The sequence below is a fragment of the Bradyrhizobium quebecense genome (assembly GCF_013373795.3).
GTDB lineage: Bacteria > Pseudomonadota > Alphaproteobacteria > Rhizobiales > Xanthobacteraceae > Bradyrhizobium > Bradyrhizobium quebecense.
The window spans coordinates 6730779-6752952 of record NZ_CP088022.1; the positions used below are offsets into that span (position 1 = coordinate 6730779).

18 protein-coding genes are annotated in these 22174 nt (G+C 65.5%); 11 read left to right on the top strand and 7 right to left on the bottom strand.

The window, feature by feature from the left end:
• Positions 1 to 62: 62 nt before the first annotated feature.
• On the top strand, positions 63 to 554 hold the full coding sequence (gene irrA / locus HU230_RS32365; RefSeq protein WP_176534666.1) for an iron response transcriptional regulator IrrA: 492 nt from the start codon (positions 63 to 65) through the stop codon (positions 552 to 554).
• A gap of 72 nt (positions 555 to 626) precedes the next feature.
• On the opposite strand, the gene HU230_RS32370 is transcribed toward irrA, so the two are convergent.
• Positions 627 to 1151 (bottom strand): SH3 domain-containing protein, encoded by a 525-nt coding sequence (locus tag HU230_RS32370; protein WP_420831860.1) that lies wholly within the window; start codon positions 1149 to 1151, stop codon positions 627 to 629.
• Between the two features lie 357 nt (positions 1152 to 1508).
• On the opposite strand from HU230_RS32370, the gene HU230_RS32375 reads away from it, so the two are divergent.
• Positions 1509 to 2513 carry a 2-hydroxyacid dehydrogenase gene (locus HU230_RS32375; RefSeq protein WP_176534665.1) on the top strand — a complete coding sequence of 335 codons (1005 nt, stop codon included), beginning with the start codon at positions 1509 to 1511 and terminating at the stop codon, positions 2511 to 2513.
• Positions 2514 to 3013: 500 nt separating this feature from the next.
• Here the strand turns inward: HU230_RS32375 and HU230_RS32380 are convergent, their stop codons facing one another.
• On the bottom strand, positions 3014 to 4042 hold the full coding sequence (locus HU230_RS32380; RefSeq protein WP_176528479.1) for an IS110 family RNA-guided transposase: 1029 nt from the start codon (positions 4040 to 4042) through the stop codon (positions 3014 to 3016).
• Positions 4043 to 4240: 198 nt separating this feature from the next.
• Between HU230_RS32380 and HU230_RS32385 the strand changes: the two genes are divergently transcribed.
• A complete protein-coding gene (locus HU230_RS32385) occupies positions 4241 to 5245 on the top strand; it encodes an IS30 family transposase (RefSeq protein ID WP_176529999.1) in 1005 nt (334 codons plus the stop codon).
• 48 nt (positions 5246 to 5293) lie between these two features.
• On the opposite strand, the gene HU230_RS32390 is transcribed toward HU230_RS32385, so the two are convergent.
• Positions 5294 to 6208, bottom strand: coding sequence for a LysR family transcriptional regulator (locus tag HU230_RS32390; protein WP_176534664.1), 915 nt, complete (start codon positions 6206 to 6208; stop codon positions 5294 to 5296).
• A 121-nt stretch (positions 6209 to 6329) separates the two neighbouring features.
• Between HU230_RS32390 and HU230_RS32395 the strand changes: the two genes are divergently transcribed.
• A complete protein-coding gene (locus HU230_RS32395; protein WP_176534663.1) occupies positions 6330 to 7331 on the top strand; it encodes an aldo/keto reductase in 1002 nt (333 codons plus the stop codon).
• Positions 7332 to 7648: 317 nt separating this feature from the next.
• On the opposite strand, the gene HU230_RS32400 is transcribed toward HU230_RS32395, so the two are convergent.
• Positions 7649 to 8449 (bottom strand): HesA/MoeB/ThiF family protein, encoded by an 801-nt coding sequence (locus tag HU230_RS32400; protein ID WP_176534662.1) that lies wholly within the window; start codon positions 8447 to 8449, stop codon positions 7649 to 7651.
• 111 nt (positions 8450 to 8560) lie between these two features.
• Between HU230_RS32400 and HU230_RS32405 the strand changes: the two genes are divergently transcribed.
• Positions 8561 to 9934, top strand: coding sequence for a serine protease (locus HU230_RS32405; RefSeq protein WP_176534661.1), 1374 nt, complete (start codon positions 8561 to 8563; stop codon positions 9932 to 9934).
• A gap of 211 nt (positions 9935 to 10145) precedes the next feature.
• Here the strand turns inward: HU230_RS32405 and ggt are convergent, their stop codons facing one another.
• The 3 genes from ggt to mutM all read right to left on the bottom strand — a co-directional run bounded on the left by ggt (position 10146) and on the right by mutM (position 13379).
• Positions 10146 to 11825, bottom strand: a complete 1680-nt coding sequence (gene ggt / locus HU230_RS32410) for a gamma-glutamyltransferase (protein ID WP_176535322.1) — start codon at positions 11823 to 11825, stop codon at positions 10146 to 10148.
• A gap of 107 nt (positions 11826 to 11932) precedes the next feature.
• The gene (locus tag HU230_RS32415) at positions 11933 to 12496 is read right to left on the bottom strand and encodes a GNAT family N-acetyltransferase (protein WP_176534660.1); all 564 of its coding nucleotides are present in this window, start codon (positions 12494 to 12496) and stop codon (positions 11933 to 11935) included.
• A 1-nt stretch (position 12497) separates the two neighbouring features.
• A complete protein-coding gene (gene mutM, locus HU230_RS32420; protein ID WP_176534659.1) occupies positions 12498 to 13379 on the bottom strand; it encodes a bifunctional DNA-formamidopyrimidine glycosylase/DNA-(apurinic or apyrimidinic site) lyase in 882 nt (293 codons plus the stop codon).
• 139 nt (positions 13380 to 13518) lie between these two features.
• Here mutM and ubiE point away from each other — a divergent pair, with 139 nt between their 5' ends.
• The 6 genes from ubiE (at position 13519) to tsaE (ending at position 22152) form a co-directional block, all read left to right on the top strand.
• Positions 13519 to 14280, top strand: a complete 762-nt coding sequence (gene ubiE, locus HU230_RS32425; protein ID WP_176534658.1) for a bifunctional demethylmenaquinone methyltransferase/2-methoxy-6-polyprenyl-1,4-benzoquinol methylase UbiE — start codon at positions 13519 to 13521, stop codon at positions 14278 to 14280.
• Positions 14277 to 15851, top strand: coding sequence for a 2-polyprenylphenol 6-hydroxylase (ubiB, locus tag HU230_RS32430; protein WP_176534657.1), 1575 nt, complete (start codon positions 14277 to 14279; stop codon positions 15849 to 15851). Before ubiE ends, ubiB begins: the two co-directional genes overlap by 4 nt.
• A gap of 64 nt (positions 15852 to 15915) precedes the next feature.
• Positions 15916 to 17340: a bifunctional phosphopantothenoylcysteine decarboxylase/phosphopantothenate--cysteine ligase CoaBC gene (coaBC, locus tag HU230_RS32435; protein ID WP_176534656.1), complete on the top strand. Its 1425-nt coding sequence runs from the start codon at positions 15916 to 15918 to the stop codon at positions 17338 to 17340.
• Entirely contained in the window at positions 17337 to 17795 is a 459-nt protein-coding gene (dut, locus tag HU230_RS32440) for a dUTP diphosphatase (protein WP_173639734.1), read from the top strand. The genes coaBC and dut overlap by 4 nt, the downstream gene beginning before the upstream one ends.
• Positions 17796 to 18121: 326 nt before the next feature.
• Positions 18122 to 20632 (top strand): sensor histidine kinase, encoded by a 2511-nt coding sequence (locus HU230_RS32445; protein ID WP_176534655.1) that lies wholly within the window; start codon positions 18122 to 18124, stop codon positions 20630 to 20632.
• A complete protein-coding gene (gene tsaE, locus HU230_RS32450; protein WP_176534654.1) occupies positions 20629 to 22152 on the top strand; it encodes a tRNA (adenosine(37)-N6)-threonylcarbamoyltransferase complex ATPase subunit type 1 TsaE in 1524 nt (507 codons plus the stop codon). Before HU230_RS32445 ends, tsaE begins: the two co-directional genes overlap by 4 nt.
• Positions 22153 to 22174 lie beyond the last annotated feature (22 nt).

The following is a 22174-nucleotide window of genomic DNA, read 5'->3' on the forward strand; positions in this document are numbered from 1 at the left end:
CTGATGGGCATCCTTTTTATATTTATGAGGAATATTGCATGAGTTGGGTGCATAGAGTGGATATGAACGACGAAGTACCGGCTGTGAACGATGATGCCGTGCACCCGGCTGCCCGGGGCGCTGGGCACCACCCTGCCCTGACCGGCTGTCCGTGGCATGACGTCAACGAGATGCTGCAGTCTGCCGGTCTCCGGCCGACCCGTCAGCGCATGGCGCTGGGTTGGCTGCTGTTCGGCAAGGGCGCCCGCCACCTGACCGCTGAAATGCTGTACGAGGAAGCCACGCTGGCCAAGGTTCCGGTGTCGCTGGCGACCGTCTACAACACGCTCAACCAGCTGACCGATGCCGGCCTGCTGCGCCAGGTCAGCGTCGACGGCACCAAGACCTATTTCGACACCAACGTGTCGACGCATCACCACTTCTATCTTGAGCACAATCACGAGCTGGTCGACATTCCCGACCCGAACCTCGTGCTGTCGAGGATGCCCAACGTGCCTGATGGCTACGAGATTTCCCGCGTCGACATGGTCGTGCGGCTGCGCAAGAAGCGCTGATCCGGCCTTGACGGCGATTTGACTTGTGATGGCCGGGCTCGTCCCGGCCATTGTCGTTTGCGACGAAGAAACTCAGTCCACCTTCTCGTCGGCGTAGACGCCCCACAGGCGCTGCTGCTCGATCCAGCCGTCGAAGCCGTTGCCGGTGACCCGGCACCAGTTGTTGGCGCATTTCTTGACCTGTGCGACGACGCCGGCCTGCAGGCGCGCGGCGATGGCGCTGGTGGCGTCGGGACGATCGTACAGCGAGGCCAGGTCGTCCTTGTTCTTCATCGTGACGACCGCGGTGCGGCGACCGGACAGCAGCGAGTGATAGACCCAGCCTTCGGCGCCTTCGGAATCGCGCACCCGGCGCCAATTCTCGAACTCGGCGGTGATTTCGACCGGCAGCCCCGACCGCGTGTAGACCCAGGCGACGTCATTGTCCTTGGTCGGGCCGGCCCGGACGTTCACATGATCGGATTTCAGGCTGACATAGCGCGGAATCGGCAGGCCGCTGGTGGTGGGGCTCAAATCCTTGGCGGAATGTCCGGGGATGACCGACGCGCTCAGCATGCTCCCGACCAGAGCCACCAATGAACCGAAACGCCAGACCATCAACTCGTCTCCTGCCGAGATGCCCAACCCGCATTCGGCGAGCTGCAACCCAAACCCAAATTCAAACCCGTGCCCGAGGGCCCCTGCGCCGGCGCTATTCGTTCCCTGACCGCACGGATCCGAGGGGTTCTTGTCTTGGCCCGGCCTTCTGCTAGAGAGGACGGAGCGCCTGAGAGCCAGAACACCCGAATTTCCCGTTGCCTCCCCTTGGCGACAGCCGGGGCAAGTATCGGGGAACCCTAGGAAACGCGAAGGAAACGCCGGGACAGCGCGGCTATCAGCAGTGTCGAACAACCGGGTTAATGAGGCCTCAACGGCTCGGTTTTTGACGGGCCGCGCGCCTCATGAAAGCAGGACATGTCGGTGAAGAAAAAGCCTCTCGTCGTCGTCACCCGCAAGCTGCCGGACTCGATCGAGACCCGGATGCGCGAGCTGTTCGATGCCAGACTGAATCTCGACGACGCGCCGATGACGCCGGAGCAGATCGCCGAAGCGGCGAGGACCGCGGACGTGCTGGTGCCGACCGTGACCGACATGATCCGCGAGGACGTGATCAATCAGCCCGACTGCAAGCTGAAGATGATCGCCAATTTCGGCAACGGCGTCGACAATATCGACGTCACCGCCGCGCATGCCCGCGGCATCACGGTGACCAATACGCCGAAGGTGCTGACCGAGGACACCGCCGACATGACGATGGCGCTGATCCTTGCCGTGCCGCGCCGCATGATCGAAGGCGCCGCGATCCTGACCGAAGGCAAGCAACACTGGGCCGGCTGGTCGCCGACCTGGATGCTGGGCCACCGCATCGGGGGCAAGCGGCTCGGCATCATCGGCATGGGCCGCATCGGCCAGGCCGTGGCGCGCCGTGCCCGCGCCTTCGGCCTGCAGATCCACTATCACAACCGCCGTCCGGTGGCGCCCATGATCGCCGATGAATTGGGGGCGACCTATTGGGAAAGCCTCGACCAGATGTTGGCGCGGATGGACATCATCTCGGTGAACTGCCCGCACACGCCGGCCACCTATCACCTGCTCTCGGCGCGGCGGCTCAAGCTGATCCGGAAAGAAGCCTATATCGTCAACACCGCGCGCGGCGAGGTGATCGACGAGGACACGCTGATCAAGCTGATCGAAGCCGGCGATGTCGGCGGCGCGGGTCTCGACGTCTACGAGCACGAGCCCGCGGTGAACCCGAAACTGGTGCGGCTTGCCAGGGCCGGCAAGGTGACGCTGCTGCCGCATATGGGCTCGGCCACCATCGAAGGCCGCGTCGAAATGGGCGAGAAGGTGATCATCAACATCCGAACCTTCCTCGACGCCCACAAGCCGCCGGATCGCGTGCTGCCGAGCATGCTGTAGGAATTCCGTAGCCCGGATGGAGCCAACGGGTCGCGCGAACGCGCGCCCGATGACAGGCTCCGCGAAATCCGGGACAGCATCGCCGCGTCAAGACCGCCCCGGATTACGCTTCGCTTCATCCGGGCTACGACACCGCCAAAATATCGAAAACAACCCCATGCAAAGTAGCCGGTGCGGCCGGAGCTCGACCACGCAACTTGAAACCAACACTCGCTGTCGTCCCGGCGCAGGCCGGGACCCATATGTGGACGGCCCCCGTGGCACAAGAGCTTTCTGGGATTGGTCGGATCGCTGTCATCCATATGTCCGGCCTGTTTGATGCGATCGTGTTGATCGCTGGGCCAAGATGGTTTCCGCGACGCGAGTGCCAAACAACCTGGCGACCTTGTGAAGGCCAATGGGTCCCGCGGCTTGTCTCGCGTTCTGGATCGATCGATCATTCCATCTGCTCTTGCAGCTCCGGTTCGTCCGGCGAGCGCTACGTCCGGCCGGCCGACTTGTTAGGTGACAGCGTTCATGCGTGCGGCATCATAGCTCTCGCCGGTCGCCATCAGCTTCCAGGCGATGCGGGCCACCTTGTTGGCGAGCGCCACGGCCGCAAGCTTCGGCGGCTTGCGCCTGAGCAACGCCACGAGCCAGCGCGAGGGGTGGCCGCGCCCGAGCCTTGCCTGCCGGATCACCGCGGTCGCCCCGGCCACGAGCAGGCGACGCAGGGTCTCGTCGCCAGCGCGGGTGATCTTGCCGAGCCTGGTTTTGCCGGCGGTGGAATGGTCCTTGGGCGTCAGGCCGAGCCAGGCCGCGAACAAGCGGCCGGAGCGGAAGGCGTGCGGGTCCGGCGTCTTCATCACAAGCGAGGTCGCGATGATCGGACCGACCGAGGGGATCTGGGCCAGACGACGGCTTGTGGCGTTGGCCTGGTGCCAGGCCAGCAGCCTGGCCTCGACCGCCTTCAGCTCACCCTGCAACTGCGCATAGTCACGGCCCTGCATGGCGAACAGCTCGCGCGCCATAGCGGGAACGCTCTCGTCCTGCGTGATCCGGGCCAACAGCGGCTCGATCTTGTCCAACCCCTTCGGCGCGATCAGGCCAAACTCCGCCGCGTAGCCGCGGATCGCATTGCTGAGCTGGGTACGGCGGCCGATCAGCCCATCGCGGACACCTGCAAGCATCAGCGCGGCCTGCTGTTCGGCGCTCTTCACCGGCACAAACCGCATCCGCGGTCGGCCCATCGCTTCGCACACCCCATCCGCATCTCGCCCGTCGTTCTTGTTCCGCAGCACATAAGGCTTCACCAACTGCGGCGCTATCAGCTTCACCTCATGGCCAAGCTTGCCAAGCTCGCGCCCCCAGTAATGAGCCGCCCCGCAGGCCTCCATCCCGATCACGGTCGGCGGAAGCTTGGCAAAAAACTCAAGCACCTGCTTGCGCGACAGCTTCTTGCGCAACACCGGCTGTTCCGCCGCGTCAACTCCATGCAGCACAAAAATATGCTTCGACGTATCCATCCCAATACGGATAATCTCTCTCACGGACGGTCTCCTTGTCTGAGATTTACAACAACCTCATTCTGGCACACTGATGCCGTAGGGGGCCGTCCACACCATCAACCACCGATAGTCATTGCTCCACCGTGCTGGAACGACGAGTCCCGCTCCCAACTTCCGCTGCGGAGTATGGGTCCCTTGGGTTCACGACACAAGTGCAACACCTGCTAGGGTGTTGTGGCGATGGGACAATGTTATGGCCAGCTCAGCCTTGAAGAGCGCGTTGAGATTTACCGCCTGCATGTAGGCGGTAAATCTCAAAACGATATTGCGTCTGCGCTTGACCGCGCGACGTCGACGATAAGTCGGGAGCTGAAGCGCAACTCGCGGCCTACCAAGGTCTGGAAGGGCGGTTACGAACCGGTCCGGGCTCAACAATTGGCCGAACGTCGGCGACGGCAGGATGGCCGCTTCAAGCTGGCGCGCCAGCCGGCCCTGCGGGACTGCGTCGGCAAAAGCCTTGCGATGGGACATTCGCCGGAGCAGATCGCTGGTCGACTGGCGCGAGAACATGGTCGCGTCATGATCAGCCACGAGTCAATCTATCGTTTCATCTATCATCGTACCGCCCAGAAGGATTACTGGCACCGCCTGCTGCCGCGCCATAAACTCAGACGAGGGCGCCGGCGACGCCCAGGCGGCAGCCCTGCCAGCTTCATTAAACAACGGCGCTCGATCGATGAACGACCCTCCGAGGTCGAAGGTCGCGGGACGCCGGGTCATTGGGAAGCCGACTTCATGCTGTTCGCGCGATATGGCCAAGGATTGCTGGTTCTCCACGAGCGCCAAACTCGCTTCAGCATCGTGCTGCACCCACGCGATCGGAAAGCTGTCCTCACCGCTCGGACCATCGCCCGTCAACTCGGCAAGCTTCCACAGGCGATCCGTAAAACCATCAGCTTCGACAACGGAACCGAGTTCGCCGAGCATCACAGGCTTCACAACGCCCTCGGCGTCCAAACCTTCTTCTGCGATCCCCATAGTCCCTGGCAAAAAGGCGGCGTGGAAAACTCCATCGGGCGCTTACGACGCTCTCTGCCACGCAAAACTGACCTCAGGTTCATCACGGCAGCCGTCCTCAGGCGCCTCGCTCAGCGCCTCAACGATACCCCACGCAAATGCCTCGACTTCAAGACCCCCGCCGAGGCATTCTCCAAACTCAAATCAATCGTTGCACTTCAAACGTGACTCCATCTCCCGGCTTTCGCCGGGACGACGATGTGGTGACGGCCCGCCCTATTTCGTCTTCCGCCGCGCCTGCTTGCGCCAGTCGGCGACGAACGACACGAACGCGGCGAGCGCCGGTGGCGGCTGGCGGCGGCTTGGGTAATACAGGAACGGCCCGTCAAACGGCGGACACCAGTCGTCGAGCACGCTGACCAGCGCGCCGGATTTGACGCCATAACGCACATAACCCTCGAACGTCGCCCAATAGCCGACGCCGTCATGGACCGCACGCAACGCGAGGCCGAGATAGGTCGCGATCAGCCTGGCCGGTGGCGAAACCTTCACCACGCGACCGTTCTTCTCGAACTCCCAATCGAAGATCGCACCGCTGCCGAAGCGGGTGCGGATGCAGGCGTGCTTCAGCAGGTCCTTCGGGTGCATCGGCCGGCCGTGCTTCGCGACATGATCGCTCGACGCCACCACCGCGTAACGCTGCGGCGCGCCGAGCGGGACCGCCACCATGTCCTGCGCCAGATGCTCGCCATAGCGCACGCCGGCGTCGAAGCCTTGCGCGACGATATCCACGAACGCACTTTCGGCGACGATATCGAGATCGACCTGCGGATATCTGGCGAGGAACGGTGCGACCATCGGCGCCAGCACGAGATCGACCGCGGGCGGCGGCGCGTTGATGCGCAGGCGCCCCGACGGCTCGGCGCGCAGGCCGCGCACCTCGGTGATCGCGTCGGCGACGTTGACCATTGCCGGTGCGACGCGGGCGAGCAGCAGTTCGCCGGCTTCGGTCAGCGCAACGCTGCGGGTGGTGCGGTTCATCAGGCGGACGCCGAGCCGCTCCTCCATGTCGCGCAGGCGCTGGCTGAGGCTTGAGACCGAGACGCGCTGTTCGAGAGCCGCACGCCGGAAGTTGCGGGTGCGCGCCACCGCCACGAAGGCATCGAGGTCGCGAAGGTCGAAATCCTGCATTGTTCGATATAGTGAACAACCCATTCGGGATTGTCCAGCTTATCCCGAAGACCGAACCGGCCCATATCAGCCGCGTCATTTGGCGGCGGATCATCCGCTGCAACGTTTTGGGAACACCACCATGGACACACGCAAACTCGGCTCCACCGGCCCGACGGTTTCGCTGATCGGCCTCGGCTGCATGGGCATGTCCGACTTCTACGGTCCCACCGACCGCAGCGAGAGCATCGCCACCATCCATGCCGCGCTCGATGCCGGCATCACGCTGCTCGACACCGGCGACTTCTACGGCATGGGCCACAACGAGATGCTGATCGGCGAGGCCCTGAAGAGCCGCAGCCGCGACAATCTGCAGATCAGCGTCAAGTTCGGCGCGCTGCGCGATCGCAACTATGGCTTCCTCGGTTATGACAGCCGTCCCGTTGCCGTGAAGAATTTCGTCGCCTATTCGCTGCAGCGGCTCGGCGTCGATCACATCGATATCTATCGCCCGGCGCGGCTCGATCCCAACGTGCCGATCGAGGACACGGTCGGCGCGATGGCCGACATGATCAAGGCCGGCTGGATCAGGCATATCGGCCTGTCGGAGGTCGGTTCCGACACCATCCGCCGCGCCCACAAGGTGCATCCGATCGCCGATTTGCAGATCGAGTATTCGCTCATCTCGCGCGGCATCGAGACCGACATCCTGAAGACCTGCCGCGAGCTCGGCATCGGCATATCAGCCTATGGCGTGCTGGCACGCGGGCTGATCAGCGGGCACTGGTCGAAGGATCGCGCAGGTGCAAAAGACTTTCGCCTGCTGAGCCCGCGCTTCCAGGCCGGCAATATCGACACCAACCTCGCGCTCGCCGATCGGCTACGCATCATCGCCGGCGAGATCGGCGCCTCTCCGGCGCAGGTCGCGATTGCCTGGGTCGCGGCGCAAGGCAAGGACATCGTGCCGCTGGTCGGCGCGCGGCGGCGCGAGCGGCTGACCGAGGCCCTCGGCGCGCTCGATGTGAAGCTGACCGCAGCGCATCTCGCCGCGCTCGCCGAAGCATTTCCGCCCGGCGCAGCCGCCGGCGGACGCTATCCGGAGGAGCACCTCCGGCACATGGACAGCGAGAAGCCCGCGACCTGAACGCCGAGGCGCGAGGAGGTCAGCATCTTCCCGCGCCCCAGAGCAGGATGAGATCAAGTTGAATTGGAGCAGCGTCGAAGGTCACCTCTCCCTTGGGAGAGGTCGGCGCGCAGCGCCGGGTGAGGGGTTACGGTCTCGCGTTGGAGCTGCGGCCCCTCACCCGATTTGCTCCGCAAATCGACCTCTCCCCGCTGGGGAGAGGTGAGCCGAACCCGAGGCCAAACTGATTCAACCTCACGTCATCCTGCCATAGCTTCTTCTTGAAGATGATCTTTCCGGAACCGCTCTTACACTTTTCCGGATCATGCTGTGACGAACTACCGATGCCCGCTCAGATCGGTGATGCCGGGTGTATCACCGTTGAGCGGGTTCTGCGGATCGCGCGCGTAGCGCAAGGTTTCGAACCGCATCGCGCGCGCATCCACCATCAGGAGGCGGCCGACCAGGCCCTCGCCGAAGCCGACGATCTCGCGGATCGCTTCCAGCGCCATCATCGATCCCAGCACGCCCGCGAGCGCGCCCATCACGCCGGCCTCGGCGCAGGCCGGCACCGTCCCCGGCGGCGGCGCCTCCGGGAACAGGCAGCGATAGGTCGGGTTGAACACGCCGTCCGCGTTCTTCTCATGCGCGCGGATCGTGGTCAGCGAACCGTCGAACTGCCCCAGCGCCGCGGTGATCAGCGGCCTTTTCGCGAGGAAGCAGGCGTCGGCGACAAGATAGCGGGTCTCGAAATTATCGGAGCCGTCGAGCACGAGATCGTAATTTCCGATCAGCGCCATCGCATTGTCGGCGGTGAGCCGCGTTGGATGCGCCTCGAACGTCACATGCGGGTTGAGTGCGTGAATCTGCGTTGCCGCGCTGTCGACCTTGCGCTTGCCGATATCAGACGTCGTATGGATGATCTGGCGCTGCAGGTTGGAGAGCGAGACGATGTCGTCATCGATCACGCCGAGCCGGCCGACGCCGGCGGCGGCCAGATACATCAGCACCGGCGCGCCAAGACCGCCCGCGCCGATCACCAGCACCGACGCCTTTTTCAGTGCATTCTGGCCGGGGCCGCCCACCTCGCGCAGCACGATGTGGCGGGCATAGCGTTCAAGTTCGTCGGCACTCAGCATCTTGATGTCCTGCGCGCTGTTCCCTGAACCGGAGCGCGGTTGTTGCCGACCAAGCAGATGTGCTTAATTGCGTGGACGTCAATGGTATCAGTCATTTCCCCCGGATTTGTCATGAGATTGGTGCTTTCGGCAACATCGATGGTCGCGGCCATGATGGTCGCAGGTATGGGCGCCGCGCACGCCCAGTTGACGCCGCCGACGACGGCCGGGGCCAAGCCGAAGACCGTGACGACGGTGCCGGTCCGCCCCGCTCTGCAGAAGCCGGAAGATACCGCGAGCGCGATGGCGCAGGCCGAGCGGCTGGCGCTGCAATCGGATCTCGCCTGGGTCGGCGAATATAATGGCGCAATCACCGGCGACGTCAGCGAGCGCATGGTCAATGCGATCAAGGAATTCCAGAAGAACCGCGGCGGCAAGCCGACCGGCGTGCTGAACCCGCAGGAGCGCGGCGTGCTCGCCGACACCGCGCGGCGGAAGCAGGAGAGCGTCGGCTGGAGGGTCGTCACCGAGCCTGCCACCGGGGCGCGGCTCGGCATTCCCACCAAACTGGTGCCGCAGCTCACCAGCGACGCCTCCGGCGCCAAATGGACCTCGCCAACCGGCACCGTCCAGGTGCTGCTGACCCGGCGCAAGGAGGCGAGCCCGACCACCGCAAAGCTCGCCGAGCAGGAAAAGAAGGAGCCGGCCGGCCGCACCATCGACTACACCGTGGTGAAGCCGGATTTCTTCGTGCTGTCGGGCATGCAGGGGCTGAAGAAGTTCTATCTGCGCGGCACCTTGAAGGGTGACGAGGTGCGCATCCTGACTATTCTCTATGACCAGGCGATGCAGACCACCGTCGAGCCGGTGTTGATCGCGATGTCGAGCGCCTTCAACGCATTTCCGTCCGGCGTGCAGGCCGGCCCGCCGCCGCGCAAGACCGTCGAATATGCCACCGGCGTCGTGGTCAGCGACGATGGCGCTGTCGTCACCGACCGCGTGGCGACCGACGACTGCATCGCGCTGACGATCCCGGGCTACGGCAGTGCCGATCGGGTCGCGGTGGACAAGGAGCACGATCTCGCCTTGCTGCGCATCTATGGCGCGCGCGGGCTGAAGCCGCTCAACATCGCAGGCCAGGCGACGCAGACCGCGCTCGACATCACCGGCATCGCCGATCCGCAGAACCAGGGCGGCGGTGCAGCTGCGAGCAGCGTCAAGGCGTCGGTGGCGCAACTCGGCGGCGGCGATCAGGCGCTGTCGCCGCCGCCGGCGATCGGGTTCTCCGGCGCGGCAGCACTCGACGGCGGCGGCAAGTTTGCCGGCATCGCGATGCTGAAGCCTGTCATCGTTGCAGGCCCGGCCAATGCGGCACCGCCGGCGCAAGCCGCGCTGGTGCCGGCCGACACGGTGCGCAACTTCCTGAAGGCGCACGGCGTCAACGCGTCGGGCGAATCGGCGGACGCCAAGGCCGCCGTGGTCCGCGTGATCTGCGTGCGGAAATAATTCAGGCCGTCATCACCGTGATTCAGCCACGGCTCTTCCCACGCGTCGTCCTGGCGAAAGCCAGGACCCATAACCACCGCATTCAGCGATGAAGCCAGATCGCGGCGCCGGCGTCGCACAACAATGAGATTTGGGGTAATGGGTCCTGGCTTTCGCCAGGACGACGATGGGGATGGTGCTCGGTTCAACCTGCCAAAAGGCGTAGTTGCGCTCACCTCAACGCAAACCGCACCCCGGCGCGGGCCAGACCGCCGGCGATGCCGACCGGGGTGCCGTCGGCGCGCCAGCAGGCCGCGCCCGACATGGTGCCGTCAGCGTGGAACTGGATCGCGTTCATGCCGCCGGCGACCGTCGGCACGACCTGCACCTTGTGGCCTTTCGCCGACAGCGCGGCGCGGATGCTCTCCGGTATCGCCTGCTCGACCTCCAGCGCATTGCCCTCGGTCCACACCCGCGGCGCCTCGACCGCCTCCTGCAGGTCCATGCCGTGGTCGATCAGGTTGATCAGCGCCTGCATCGCGCTCGGGAAGATGCGCTTTCCGCCGGGCAGGCCGAGCGCGTAGACCAGTCTGCCGTCGCGCAGCGCCATCATCGGCGACATCGAGGTGGTGACGCGCTTGCCCGCGGCGAGCGACAGCGCGTGCCCCGGCCGCGGATCGAGCAGGTTCATGTAATTGTTCGGCACGGTGCCGAGGCCCGGGATCAGGATCTTGGCGCCGAACAGATTGTTGATGGTCTGCGTGGTCGCGACCACGTTGCCCATCGCATCCGCAGCGGTCATGTGCGTGGTGTGCGCGCTTTCGAGCTGGCTGACGCCGGCGCTCCAGGCCTGCGCGTGGTCGGGATCGATGGCGCGGCGCCGCTCCTCGGCGTAGGCCTTCGAGGTCAGCCGCTCCACCGGAACGTTGATGTAGGCGGGATCGCCGCTCGCGGCCGCGCGGTCGGCAAAGGCGATCTTCAGCACCTCGGCGAGATAGTGGATCGCATCAGTCGTGCCGAAGCCGAGGCGCGCGATGTCGTAGCCTTCGAGGATGTTGAGCATCTCTGTGATGTGCACGCCTGACGCCGCGGGCGGCGGGGGCCCGAGGATTTCCCAGCCGCGGTAGTCGCAACGGATCGGCTGCCGCTCGACGGTTTTGTAAGCCGCGAGATCCTCCTGCGCGATGAAGCCGCCGTTCTTTTTCATGTAGTCGACAAGGATGTCGCCGAGCGGCCCCTGGTAAAGCGCGTTGTCGCCATGGTCGGCGATGTATTTCAGCGTCTCGGCATATTCGGCCTGCACGACGCGCTCGCCCGGCTTCAGCGGCGTGCCGTCGGGCAGATAGATCGCCGAGATCGGCTTGTCCTTCAGCATCTCCTCGGCACCATCGGTGATGCATTCGTGCAGATAGGGCGTTGCCGCGTAGCCGCGTGCGGCATGGTTGATCGCGGGCTGCATCACGTCGGCCAGGCTCATGGTGCCGAAACGGCGCAGCGTTTCGCACCAGGCCTTCAAGGAGCCCGGCACCGCGACCGCCTTCGGCCCGTTCAGATTCTCGTTGCCGACGGTGTCGAACACGTCATGCGCCGAACCGGGTTTCGAGGTGTAGGTGTCCGGCCGCACCGCCTTCGGCACTGTGCTCTGGCCGTCGATGAAGCGATGGCTGCCGTCGGCGAGCCGGATATGCGCCATGCCGCCGCCGATGATGCCGACCATCATCGGCTCGACCACAGTCAGCGTGAACAGGGTCGCGATCGCTGCATCGATCGCATTGCCGCCGGCAGCTAACATCTCGGCGCCCGCGCTCGACGCCAGCGGATGATTGCTCACCACCATGCCGCGGCTGCTGGTGGCCGGTTGCTTCTCGCACTGAAAGATTGTCGCGGCGCGATCGCGCCAGTTGCCGTTGATCGCCATTGTGTTCTCGTTTTTGAAGGAGCGATGGCGCCCATGTTCGCCAGCCGCGCACGCGCGGTCAAGCCGTACCGAATTCCCTCACGGCGGCATTCGCGATGAGGTCACGTCGTTGGGCGATCGCGCAGCCAGGTTTCGCGCGTGACCTTCCACTTCTCCGCTCGGGATTCGCCATTGTGGTGCGGAAGCTCGACGAAGCCGACGAACTCGGCTCCGGTCTTCTGCTTGACCCGGCGCGAGGCGACGTTGGACTGCGCGTTGCAGACATGGAAGTGATCGAGGCCGAGCGTCAGGAAGGCGAAATCATTCACCGCGGCGATCGCCTCGGTCATCAGGCCACGATTCCAGTAAGGCTCGGCCAGCCAGAACCCGCGATTGCCCTTGCGGCCGTCGGCGCGCGGCCGGAAATTGACGTTGCCGATCGCCTCGCCATCGCCGGTGCGCAACACCAGCACCCATTGATAGCTCTCCTCGCCGGCCGCGATCTTGTCGAGCTCCCGCTTGATGAAGCTTTCCGCACCGTCCTCGGGATAGGGCCACGGCACCACCGTGGCGAGAGTCTTGATCACGTTCCAATTGTTGAAGTGACGCTGGATCGCAGCGGCATCCGACAGCGCCAGCGGCCGCAGGATCAGGCGTCGCGTCTCGATGCGTGGCGTCTCGACCATGTTACTTCTGGCACTTCGGGCACCAGAACGTCGAACGGCCGTTCTGGGTGAAGCGCCTGACGATGCCTTCACAGCTCGAGGTGCGGCATGTCTCGCCTTCACGATCGTAGACCTGGAACGAATGCTGGAAATAGCCGAGATCGCCGTTGGTCAATCGATGGTCGCTGATCGAGGAGCCGCCGGCCTTGATCGCCTGGTTGAGCACCGAATGGATTGCGTCGACCAGCCGTTTGGCGTGGTCGGTGGGCTCGGCCTTCTTGGTTGCGAGCGTCGCGGCCAACCGCCGCGGCGACAGATGCGACCGAAACAGCGCCTCGCAGACATAGATGTTGCCAAGTCCCGCCACCACGCGCTGATCGAGCAGCGCGGCCTTCAGGCTGGTCTTCTTGTTGTGGCAGGAGCGCGCCAGCATCGCCGCGTCGAATTCGTTGCCGAGCGGCTCGGGTCCGAGCCCCTTCAGCAGCGGTTCATCCTCGATCGCGTTGCGGGCAATGATCTTCATGTAGCCGAAGCGTCGCGGATCGTTGAAGACGACCGCAGCCCCCGACGACATGTGGAACACGACATGATCGTGCGCGCGATCCTCGCTGCGCGGATGGTGGAATTGCCCCGGCGCCGCCGCGCCCTCCTGCTTCAGCACGCGGAACGAGCCCGACATGCCCAGATGCATCAGCAGCACGTCGCCGGAGTTCAGGTCCGCCATCAGATATTTGGCACGGCGGCCGAGCCCGGTGATGGTCTGGCCCTCGAGCCGGGCGATAAAGTCCTTTTGAAACGGAAACCGCAAATCCTTGCGGCGGGCCTCGGCCTTGAGGATTTTCGACCCCTCCATGGCCGGTTGCAGGCCGCGGCGGACGGTCTCGACTTCGGGTAATTCCGGCATGGCAGGCATTCACCTTTTGGAAGTGACGTGATAGCGCCATTGCGGCCGCCGCGCTATGGTCCGGCTGGAGCGTTTTCGAGCGAAGTGGGCACCGGTTCGCGTGAAGAAAACGCGACCAAAAAGGTGAGAGTATGAGTTGATGGATCGGCCGGATCAAACCACCCATTTCGGCTTCAGGGACGTGCCCCTGGGCGAGAAGCAGACGCTGGTGAACGAGGTGTTTCACAGCGTGGCGTCGCGCTACGACCTGATGAACGATCTGATGTCGGTGGGCCTGCACCGGGCCTGGAAGGACGTCATGATCACCACGCTCGACCCGCCGAAGGGCGACCGGCCGTTCGCGCTGCTCGACGTCGCCGGCGGTACCGGCGACATCGCGTTCCGGGCGGCCAAGACTGCGGGCACCGGCTTCCATGCCACGGTCTGCGACATCAATACCGACATGCTCGCCGTCGGCCGCGAGCGCGCCACGAGGCAGCACCTCGATGACCGCGTGTCGTTTGTCGAGGGCAATGCCGAGGCGTTGGGCTTCGCCGATCGTTCGTTCGACGCCTACACCATCGCGTTCGGCATCCGCAACGTGCCGCAGATCGACCTCGCGCTGCGCGAGGCCTACCGGGTGCTCAAGCCCGGCAGCCGCTTCCTGTGCCTGGAATTCTCCACCGTCGATGTGCCCGGCCTCGACCGGATCTACGACCTGTTCTCCTTCAAGGTGATCCCGCCGCTCGGCCGCGCCGTCACCGGCGACGCCGAGTCCTATCAATATCTCGTCGAGTCGATCCGCAAATTCCCGCGGCCGAACGCGTTCGCCGAAATGATCGGCGCCGCCGGCTTTGCGCGCGTGAAGTGGCAGAGCCTCTCCGGCGGCATCGTGGCGCTGCATTCGGGCTGGCGTTTGTGATCTCTGCACTGACCCACATCGCGCGCCTTGCCCGCGCCGGTTTCGTGTTTGCGCGCGAGGGCGTGTTCGGCGTCGTCGATCCCTCGCTGGTGCCGCCGCCCGGGCAGCTTGCGTTGAAGCTGGCGCGGCTGATCGAGCGCCGCTCCGCCAAATCCGGTCCGCGGCTGTCGCGCGCGCTGACCCGGCTCGGGCCCGCCTATCTCAAGCTCGGGCAATTCCTCGCCACCCGGCCCGACGTCGTCGGCGTGGCGATGGCGCGCGATCTCGAAGCCCTGCAGGACCGGCTGCCGCCATTCGCGCAGGAAGAGGCCGAAGCTGTCCTCACGCAATCGCTGGAGCGGCCGCTGTCGCAGGCCTTTGTGAATCTGGGTCCGGCGGTTGCCGCAGCCTCGATCGCGCAGGTGCATCGCGCCGAGGTCGAGCGCGACGGTGTCCGGCATCAGGTTGCGGTCAAGGTGCTCCGGCCCAATGTCGCCGCGCGCTTCCGCCGCGACCTCGGCGACTTCTTCTTTGTCGCGCACAAGGCGGAAGCGCATTCCGCCGAGGCGCGGCGTCTGCGGCTGATCGAGGTCATCAACACGATGTCGCGCTCGGTCGCGATGGAGATGGACCTGCGGCTCGAGGCGGCCGCGCTGTCCGAGATGGCCGAGAACACCCGCGACGATCCGGACTTCCGGGTGCCGGCGGTGGATTGGGATCGCACCGCCCACAGCGTGCTGACGATGGAATGGATCGACGGCATCGCGTTGAACGATCACGCCCGATTGGCGCAGGCCGAGGTCGACCTGCCGGACCTCGGCCGCAAGGTGATCCAGAGCTTCCTGCGGCATGCGCTGCGCGACGGCTTCTTCCATGCCGACATGCATCCGGGCAACCTGTTCCTCGACGAGGCCGGCCGGCTGGTCGCGGTCGATTTCGGCATCATGGGGCGGCTTGGGCTGAAAGAGCGGCGCTTCCTTGCCGAGATCCTGCTCGGCTTCATCACCCGCGACTATCGCCGCGTCGCCGAGGTGCATTTCGAGGCCGGCTACGTGCCGGGCCACCATTCGGTGGAGAATTTCGCGCAGGCGATCCGCGCCATCGGCGAGCCGATCCACAACCGCACCGCCGAGGAAATCTCGATGGCGAAGCTCTTGACGCTTCTGCTCGAGGTCACCGGGCTGTTCGACATGCAGACGCGGCCCGAACTGATCCTGCTGCAGAAAACCATGGTGGTGGTCGAGGGCGTCGCGCGCGGCTTCGACCCCAAGCTCGACATCTGGAAGATCGCAGACCCCGTGGTGCGCGAATGGATCACGCACAATCTCGGCCCGGCCGGACGCATCCAGGGCGCGCTATCGGGCGCGGGCGAACTCGGCCGCATCGTCGCCAACCTGCCGTCGATTGCCAACCGCGCCGTGACTGTGCTCGAGCAGCTGGAGACCATGACGCGGGAGGGCCACATGCTGTCGTCCGATTCGATCGACGAAATGGCCCGCGCGGAGGCCCGCAAGGCGCGGGTGCAGACCATCGGCCTCTGGGTCATTGCCGCTGCCCTGATCGCAATCTTTTTCGCCATCCGCGCGCACTGATTGCAATGCATGCACTATGTGATAGCATCGCTATCATATTTGAGCATGATGCTGGGGGCACGCCATGGCCAGCCTGACCATCCGCAAACTCGACGACACTCTGAAGGCCTATCTGCGGCTTCGCTCCGCCAGGAACGGGCGCTCGGTCGAGGAGGAGATCCGGGTGATCCTCCGGGAGCTCGCAGAGGGCGGTACGGAGCCCGCAGAGACGCCCCGCGCGGGTTCCCCGACGGCTGCAGACCCTGCTCCACGGGTCACCAGCGCGACCGGCGAGCCCAAGGTGACCCTGATCATCGGTGGCGGGATCGCGGCCTACAAGGCGCTGGATTTGATCCGGCGGCTCAAGGAGCGGCACATCCAGGTCCGCTGCGTGCTGACCAAGGCGGCCCAGCAATTCGTCACCCCGCTGGCCGCCAGCGCGCTGTCACATGAGCGCGTCTACACCGACCTGTTCGACGCCGAGAGCGAGTTCGACGCCGGTCATATCCGCCTGGCGCGGGACTGCGATCTGATCGTGGTGGCACCGGCGACCGCCGACCTGATGGCCAAGATGGCGCAGGGCCATGCCGACGATCTGGCTACCGCCACGCTGCTGGCGGCCAACCGGCCGATCCTGCTGGCACCGGCGATGAACCCGCTGATGTGGAACAACCCGGCCACCCGCCGCAACGTGCTGCAGCTGCGCCGCGACGGCGTCCATACCGTCGGTCCGAATGCCGGCGAGATGGCGGAGGCCGGCGAAGCCGGCGTCGGGCGAATGGCCGAGCCGACCGAGATCGCCGCCGCCGCCGACCGCATGCTGCGGCCGCCGCAGCCGCGTCCGCTGGCCGGCAAGCGCGTGCTGATCACCGCCGGCCCGACCCATGAGGCGATCGATCCAGTTCGCTACATCGCCAATCGCTCGTCCGGCAAACAGGGCTTTGCCATTGCCGCCGCCGCGCGTGCCGCCGGCGCCGAGGTCGTGCTGGTGACCGGCCCGGTCGAGCTCGGCGATCCCCAGGGCATCTCCGTCATGCGGGTAGAGTCCGCGCGCGACATGCTGCACCGGGTCGAGGCGGCGCTGCCGGTCGACGTCGCGATCTTCGCCGCCGCGGTCGCCGACTGGCGCGTCGCCATCGAAGGCAGCCAGAAACTGAAAAAGACCCCGGCCGGGATGCCGCCGCTGCAGCTCGTCGAGAACCCCGACATCCTTGCGACAATCTCCAAGCTGAAGGAGAAGCGGCCGCCGCTGGTGATCGGGTTTGCGGCCGAGACCGAGCATCTGATCGAGAACGCCAAGGCGAAGTTCGCGCGCAAGGGCTGCGACTGGATCGTCGCCAACGACGTCTCGCCGGCAACCGGCGTGATGGGCGGCGACCGCAACACCATTCATCTGCTCTCGCGCGAGGGCAAGGATGTCACCGTCGACTCCTGGCCTGTGATGACCAAGGAAGAAGTCGCGAGCGCGCTGGTATCGCGCATCGCAAGAGCCGTAGGAACCGCATCGTGAGCGCCACCATCAAGGTCGAAGTCCACCAATTGCCGCATGGCGCGGATCTTCTGCTGCCGATCTATCAGACCGCCGACGCCGCCGGGCTCGACCTGCTGGCCGCGGTGCCGCGGTCGGCGCCGCTGCTGCTGCTGCCGGGCCGCTACGAGATGGTTCCGACCGGGCTGACGATCGCGCTGCCGCCGGGCTATGAGGCGCAGGTGCGGCCGCGTTCCGGCCTCGCCGCCAAATACGGCGTCACGGTGCTGAACTCGCCCGGCACGATCGACGCCGACTATCGCGGCGAGATCAATGTGCTCCTGATCAATCACGGCCAGGAGGTGTTTTCGATCCGGCGCGGCGAGCGCATCGCGCAAATGGTGATCGCGCCGGTCACCCGGGCCGAGCTGGTTCCGGTCGACGTGCTGTCGTCGACCGATCGCGGCAGCGGCGGCTTCGGCTCGACCGGACGCTAGAACGCGACCAGAGAAGTGTGCGGCCGTCTCCGGGAGATCACGCTTCGGGCGCGCTCTCCGCGCGAATACGGAGTCAATTCGCGTAAAATCCACATCAGCCGCCGCATTTTTTCACAGCGGATTCTGCGTTCACGGTCTGGACTCTTACTCGCCGAGTCCGGTTGGGACTATTCTGGATTGATTCGAGCGCGACGGGGGTCTTCGTCGGGCTGTTGGGTCCTGCTTGGGCATGGTCCCCGGACAAACGTTATACGTTTGCCATGGGGGAATACCGGTCTCCTGTTTTCCGGATCATGCCTTAAGGTTTGTGCGTTCTGGGGCAACATATGTCGGGCGTAGTCGCGGCAATGCGTCGAACCCTGCTGTCATGCACCTCACTGGCGCGCGACGGCATGCTTGGGCTCGCCATCACCGCATTGCTGCCGGCCCGCACGTCCTTTGCCGCTGAAAGCCTGGTCGCCCAGGCGATGTCGGATCATTTCGGCTTCAATCATCAGGAGATCGCGGTTCTCGCGACGTCGTTCGCGCTGGTCGGCTTTTCCGCCGTCGCCGCGATCCTTTTGATGCGCACTCGCCTGCGCGCCACCCGGAACGAGGAGCAGCTGCAGTCCGAGATCACGGACCTGCAGGCGCAATCGGACCGGCTGCGCGCGCTGCTGTTCGTCGAACCGCAGGTCCTGATCTCCTGGGCCGCGGGCGACAACCGGCCGCAGATCTCGGGCGACGTCTCGCTGGTGATGTCGCAGGAAAGCGCGCCGCAACGCATCCTTGCCTTCGGAACCTGGCTGCCGCCCGAGCCGGCGCTGCAGATGGACCACGCGGTCGACGCGCTGCGCGAGAAGGGCGAAGCGTTTCTGCTCAACCTCTCGACCTCGGCCGGCCGCGCCATCGAGGCGATGGGCCGCGCGATCGGCGGCCAGGCCATCGTGCGGATCCGCGAGCTCGGCGGCCTGCGCCGCGAACTTGCCGAATCCAACCTGCGCTACAAGACGCTGCAGGAGGAGACCGAGCTGCTGCGCGATTTCGCCGCCGCCGCGCCATGGCCGATCTGGGCCAAGAGCCTCGAGGGCAATCTGCGCTATGCCAACGCGGCCTATGTCCGCGCCACCGAGGGCAAGAGCGTGTCGGACGCGCTCCAGCGCAACCTCGAACTGCTCGAAAGCGACCAGCGGACCGAACTGACCCGCGCGCTGAACGACAATGCCAATTACGCGGCACGGCTGCCGATCGTGGTCAGCGGCGAGCGGCGGATCTACGACGTGCAGGCGCTCAAGCTAAACGGCGGCAGCGCCGGTATCGCAATCGACGCTAGCGAAGCCGCCGCGTTGCGTGCGGCGATCGCGCGGATGGTCGAAGCGCACCGGCGCACCCTCGATCAGCTATCCTCGGGCGTCGCCGTGTTCGATGCCGACCGGCGGCTCACCTTCTACAATGAGTCGTATCGGCGGCTGTGGGGCCTCGACCAGGCCTTCCTCGACAGCAATCCCGATGATTCCAGCGTGCTGGACCGGCTGCGCGCCAACCGCAAGCTGCCCGAGCAGCCGGACTTCCGCGCCTGGAAGGCCAAGCTGCACGAGGCCTATCGCGCGGTCGAATCCGAGACCTATACCTGGTTCCTGCCCGACGGCCGCGCCATCAGCGTCGTCACCACGCCGAACCTCGAGGGCGGCGTCACCTATCTGTTCGACAACGTCACCGAGAGCCTCGACCTCGCACGCCGCTATGACCGCCTGACCCGGGTGCAGCGCGAGACTCTGGACAATCTCGGCGAAGCGGTCGCGGTGTTCGGCAGCAACGGCCGCGCCGAGCTGTTCAACCCGCCCTTCGCCAAGATGTGGAAGCTGCCGGCCGATGCGCTGCAGGGCGAACCGCATATCGAGGCGGTGGAAGCGCTGTGCCGGCCGCTGCTCGACGACGCGCTGACCTGGCGGACGCTGCGCGAGCAGATCACCGCGATCGAGAACCGCGCCCAGGTCGCGCTCAAGCTCGAGCGCAAGGACGGCAGCGTGCTGAATTGCATGACCATCCCGCTGCCCGACGGCAAGACCTTGCTGGCCTTCCAGGACATCACCGACACCGAGAATGTCGAGCGGGCGCTGCGCGAGCGCAACGAGGCGCTGGAAGCCGCCGACCAGATGAAGGTGGATTTCGTCCACCACGTCTCCTACGAGCTGCGCGCGCCGCTCACCACCATCATCGGCTTCGCGCATTTCCTCAGCGATCCCTCGACCGGACCGCTGACGCCGAAGCAGGCCGAATATCTCGACTACGTCACCAAATCGACCAACGCGCTGCTGGCGCTGACCAACAACATTCTCGATCTCGCCACCATCGACGCCGGCGCGATGAAGCTCGAGCTCGGCCCGGTCAATATCGGCCAGGCGATTGAGGCCGCCGCCGAAGGCATCCAGGATCGTCTCGCGACCGACCGCATCACGCTCAAGGTCGATATCGAGCCCAACATCGGCGCCTTCGTCGGCGACGAGCGGCGCGTGGTGCAGGTGCTCTACAATCTGCTCGCCAACGCGGTCGGCTTCTCGCCGCATGATGCCGTCGTCACGATCAGCGCGCACCGCACCGAGCACAGCGTGGTGTTTTCGGTGACCGACGCCGGTCCCGGCATTCCGGCCGAGATGCGCGACAAGGTGTTCGAGTGGTTCGAGAGCCATTCGCACGGCTCGCGGCATCGCGGCGCGGGGCTCGGCCTGTCGCTGGTCCGTTCTTTTGTCGAACTGCACGGCGGACGGGTGCGCGTCGATTCGATCGTAGGCCGCGGCACGACCGTGACCTGCGACTTCCCGATCGACCAGACCGCACATCGCAACGCCGCCGAATGACGGCGACCTCGACATTCTCGATGGCACTCGCGAACGAAACCGCGACGGCCGAGCTGATGGCCGACCTCGCGCTCTTGATCGGCGCCGGCGACGTCATCACGCTGTCGGGCGACCTCGGCGCCGGCAAGACCGCGGCCGCACGCGCGCTGATCCGCTACCTCGCCGCCGACGAAACGCTGGAAGTGCCGAGCCCGACCTTCACGCTGGCGCAGAGCTACGAGCTGCCGTCGTTTCCGCTGGTTCATGCCGACCTCTATCGCGTCAACGATGCCAGCGAACTCGAGGAGATCGGGCTGTCGCCGTTGCCCGACGATATCGTGGCGCTGATCGAATGGCCGGAACGCGCGCCGGACGCCATGCCCACTGATCGCATCGACATCGCGTTCAGCCACCGCCCGGCGCTCGGATCGGCCGCACGCGCGGCCGAGATCACCGGCCATGGCAAGGGCGCGGCGAAGGTTGCGCGGCTCAACGAGCTGCGCCAGTTCCTCGAGCGCGGCGGCTTCCTCAACGCCCGGCGCGAGCGCATGCCGGGCGATGCCTCGACGCGCTCCTATGCGCGGCTGCGCAACGACGACGGCAGCGTCATCCTGATGAACTCGCCGCGCCGTCCCGACGGCCCGGCGATCTACAACGGCCGGTCCTACAGTGCAGCGGTGCATCTCGCCGAAGATGTCAGGCCGTTCGTCGCCATCGGAAACGGCCTGCGCAAGCACGGCTTCTCCGCACCCGCGATCCGCCACATCGATCTCGAATCCGGCTTCCTGATCACCGAGGATCTCGGCGCCGAAGGCGTGATCGAAGGCGATCCGCCGCGGCCGATCGTCGAACGTTACGAGGCCGCCGTGGACATGCTGGCGGCGCTGCATCGCGAGGTGCTGCCCGACACGCTGCCGGTGACGTCAGACGAGAGCTACGACATTCCGGTGTTCGATATCGACGCCTGGCTGATCGAGATCGGGCTGATGCTGGAATGGTACTTGCCCGACCGCGGCATGCAGCCGGACGAGGAGCTCCGCACCGAATTCCTCGGGATGTGGCGCGGGCTTCTGCAGAAGCCCGCCGCGGCGCCGCAGACCTGGGTAATCCGCGACTTCCATTCGCCGAACATCATCTGGCTTGCCGAGCGCACCGGCATCCTGCGCGTCGGAATCATCGACTTCCAGGACGCGCTGCTCGGGCCTGCGGCCTATGACGTGGTGTCGCTGCTGCAGGATGCGCGGATCGACGTGCCCGAGCAGCTCGAGCTGTCGCTCTTGACGCGCTACATCAAGGCCCGGCGCGCGACCGACGAGAGCTTCGATCCCGCAGGGTTCGCCGAGCCCTATGCGATCATGTCGGCGCAGCGGAACACCCGTCTGCTCGGCACCTTTGCGCGGCTCAACCGCCGCGACGGCAAGCCGCAGTATCTGAAGCACCAGCCGCGGATCTGGACCTACCTGGAACGGTCACTGGCCCATCCGGCATTGGCCACCTTCCGCATCTGGTACACAGCCAACGTCCCTCCCCCAGTACCTTAGTTTACGGGTTATTAGCCTTGGG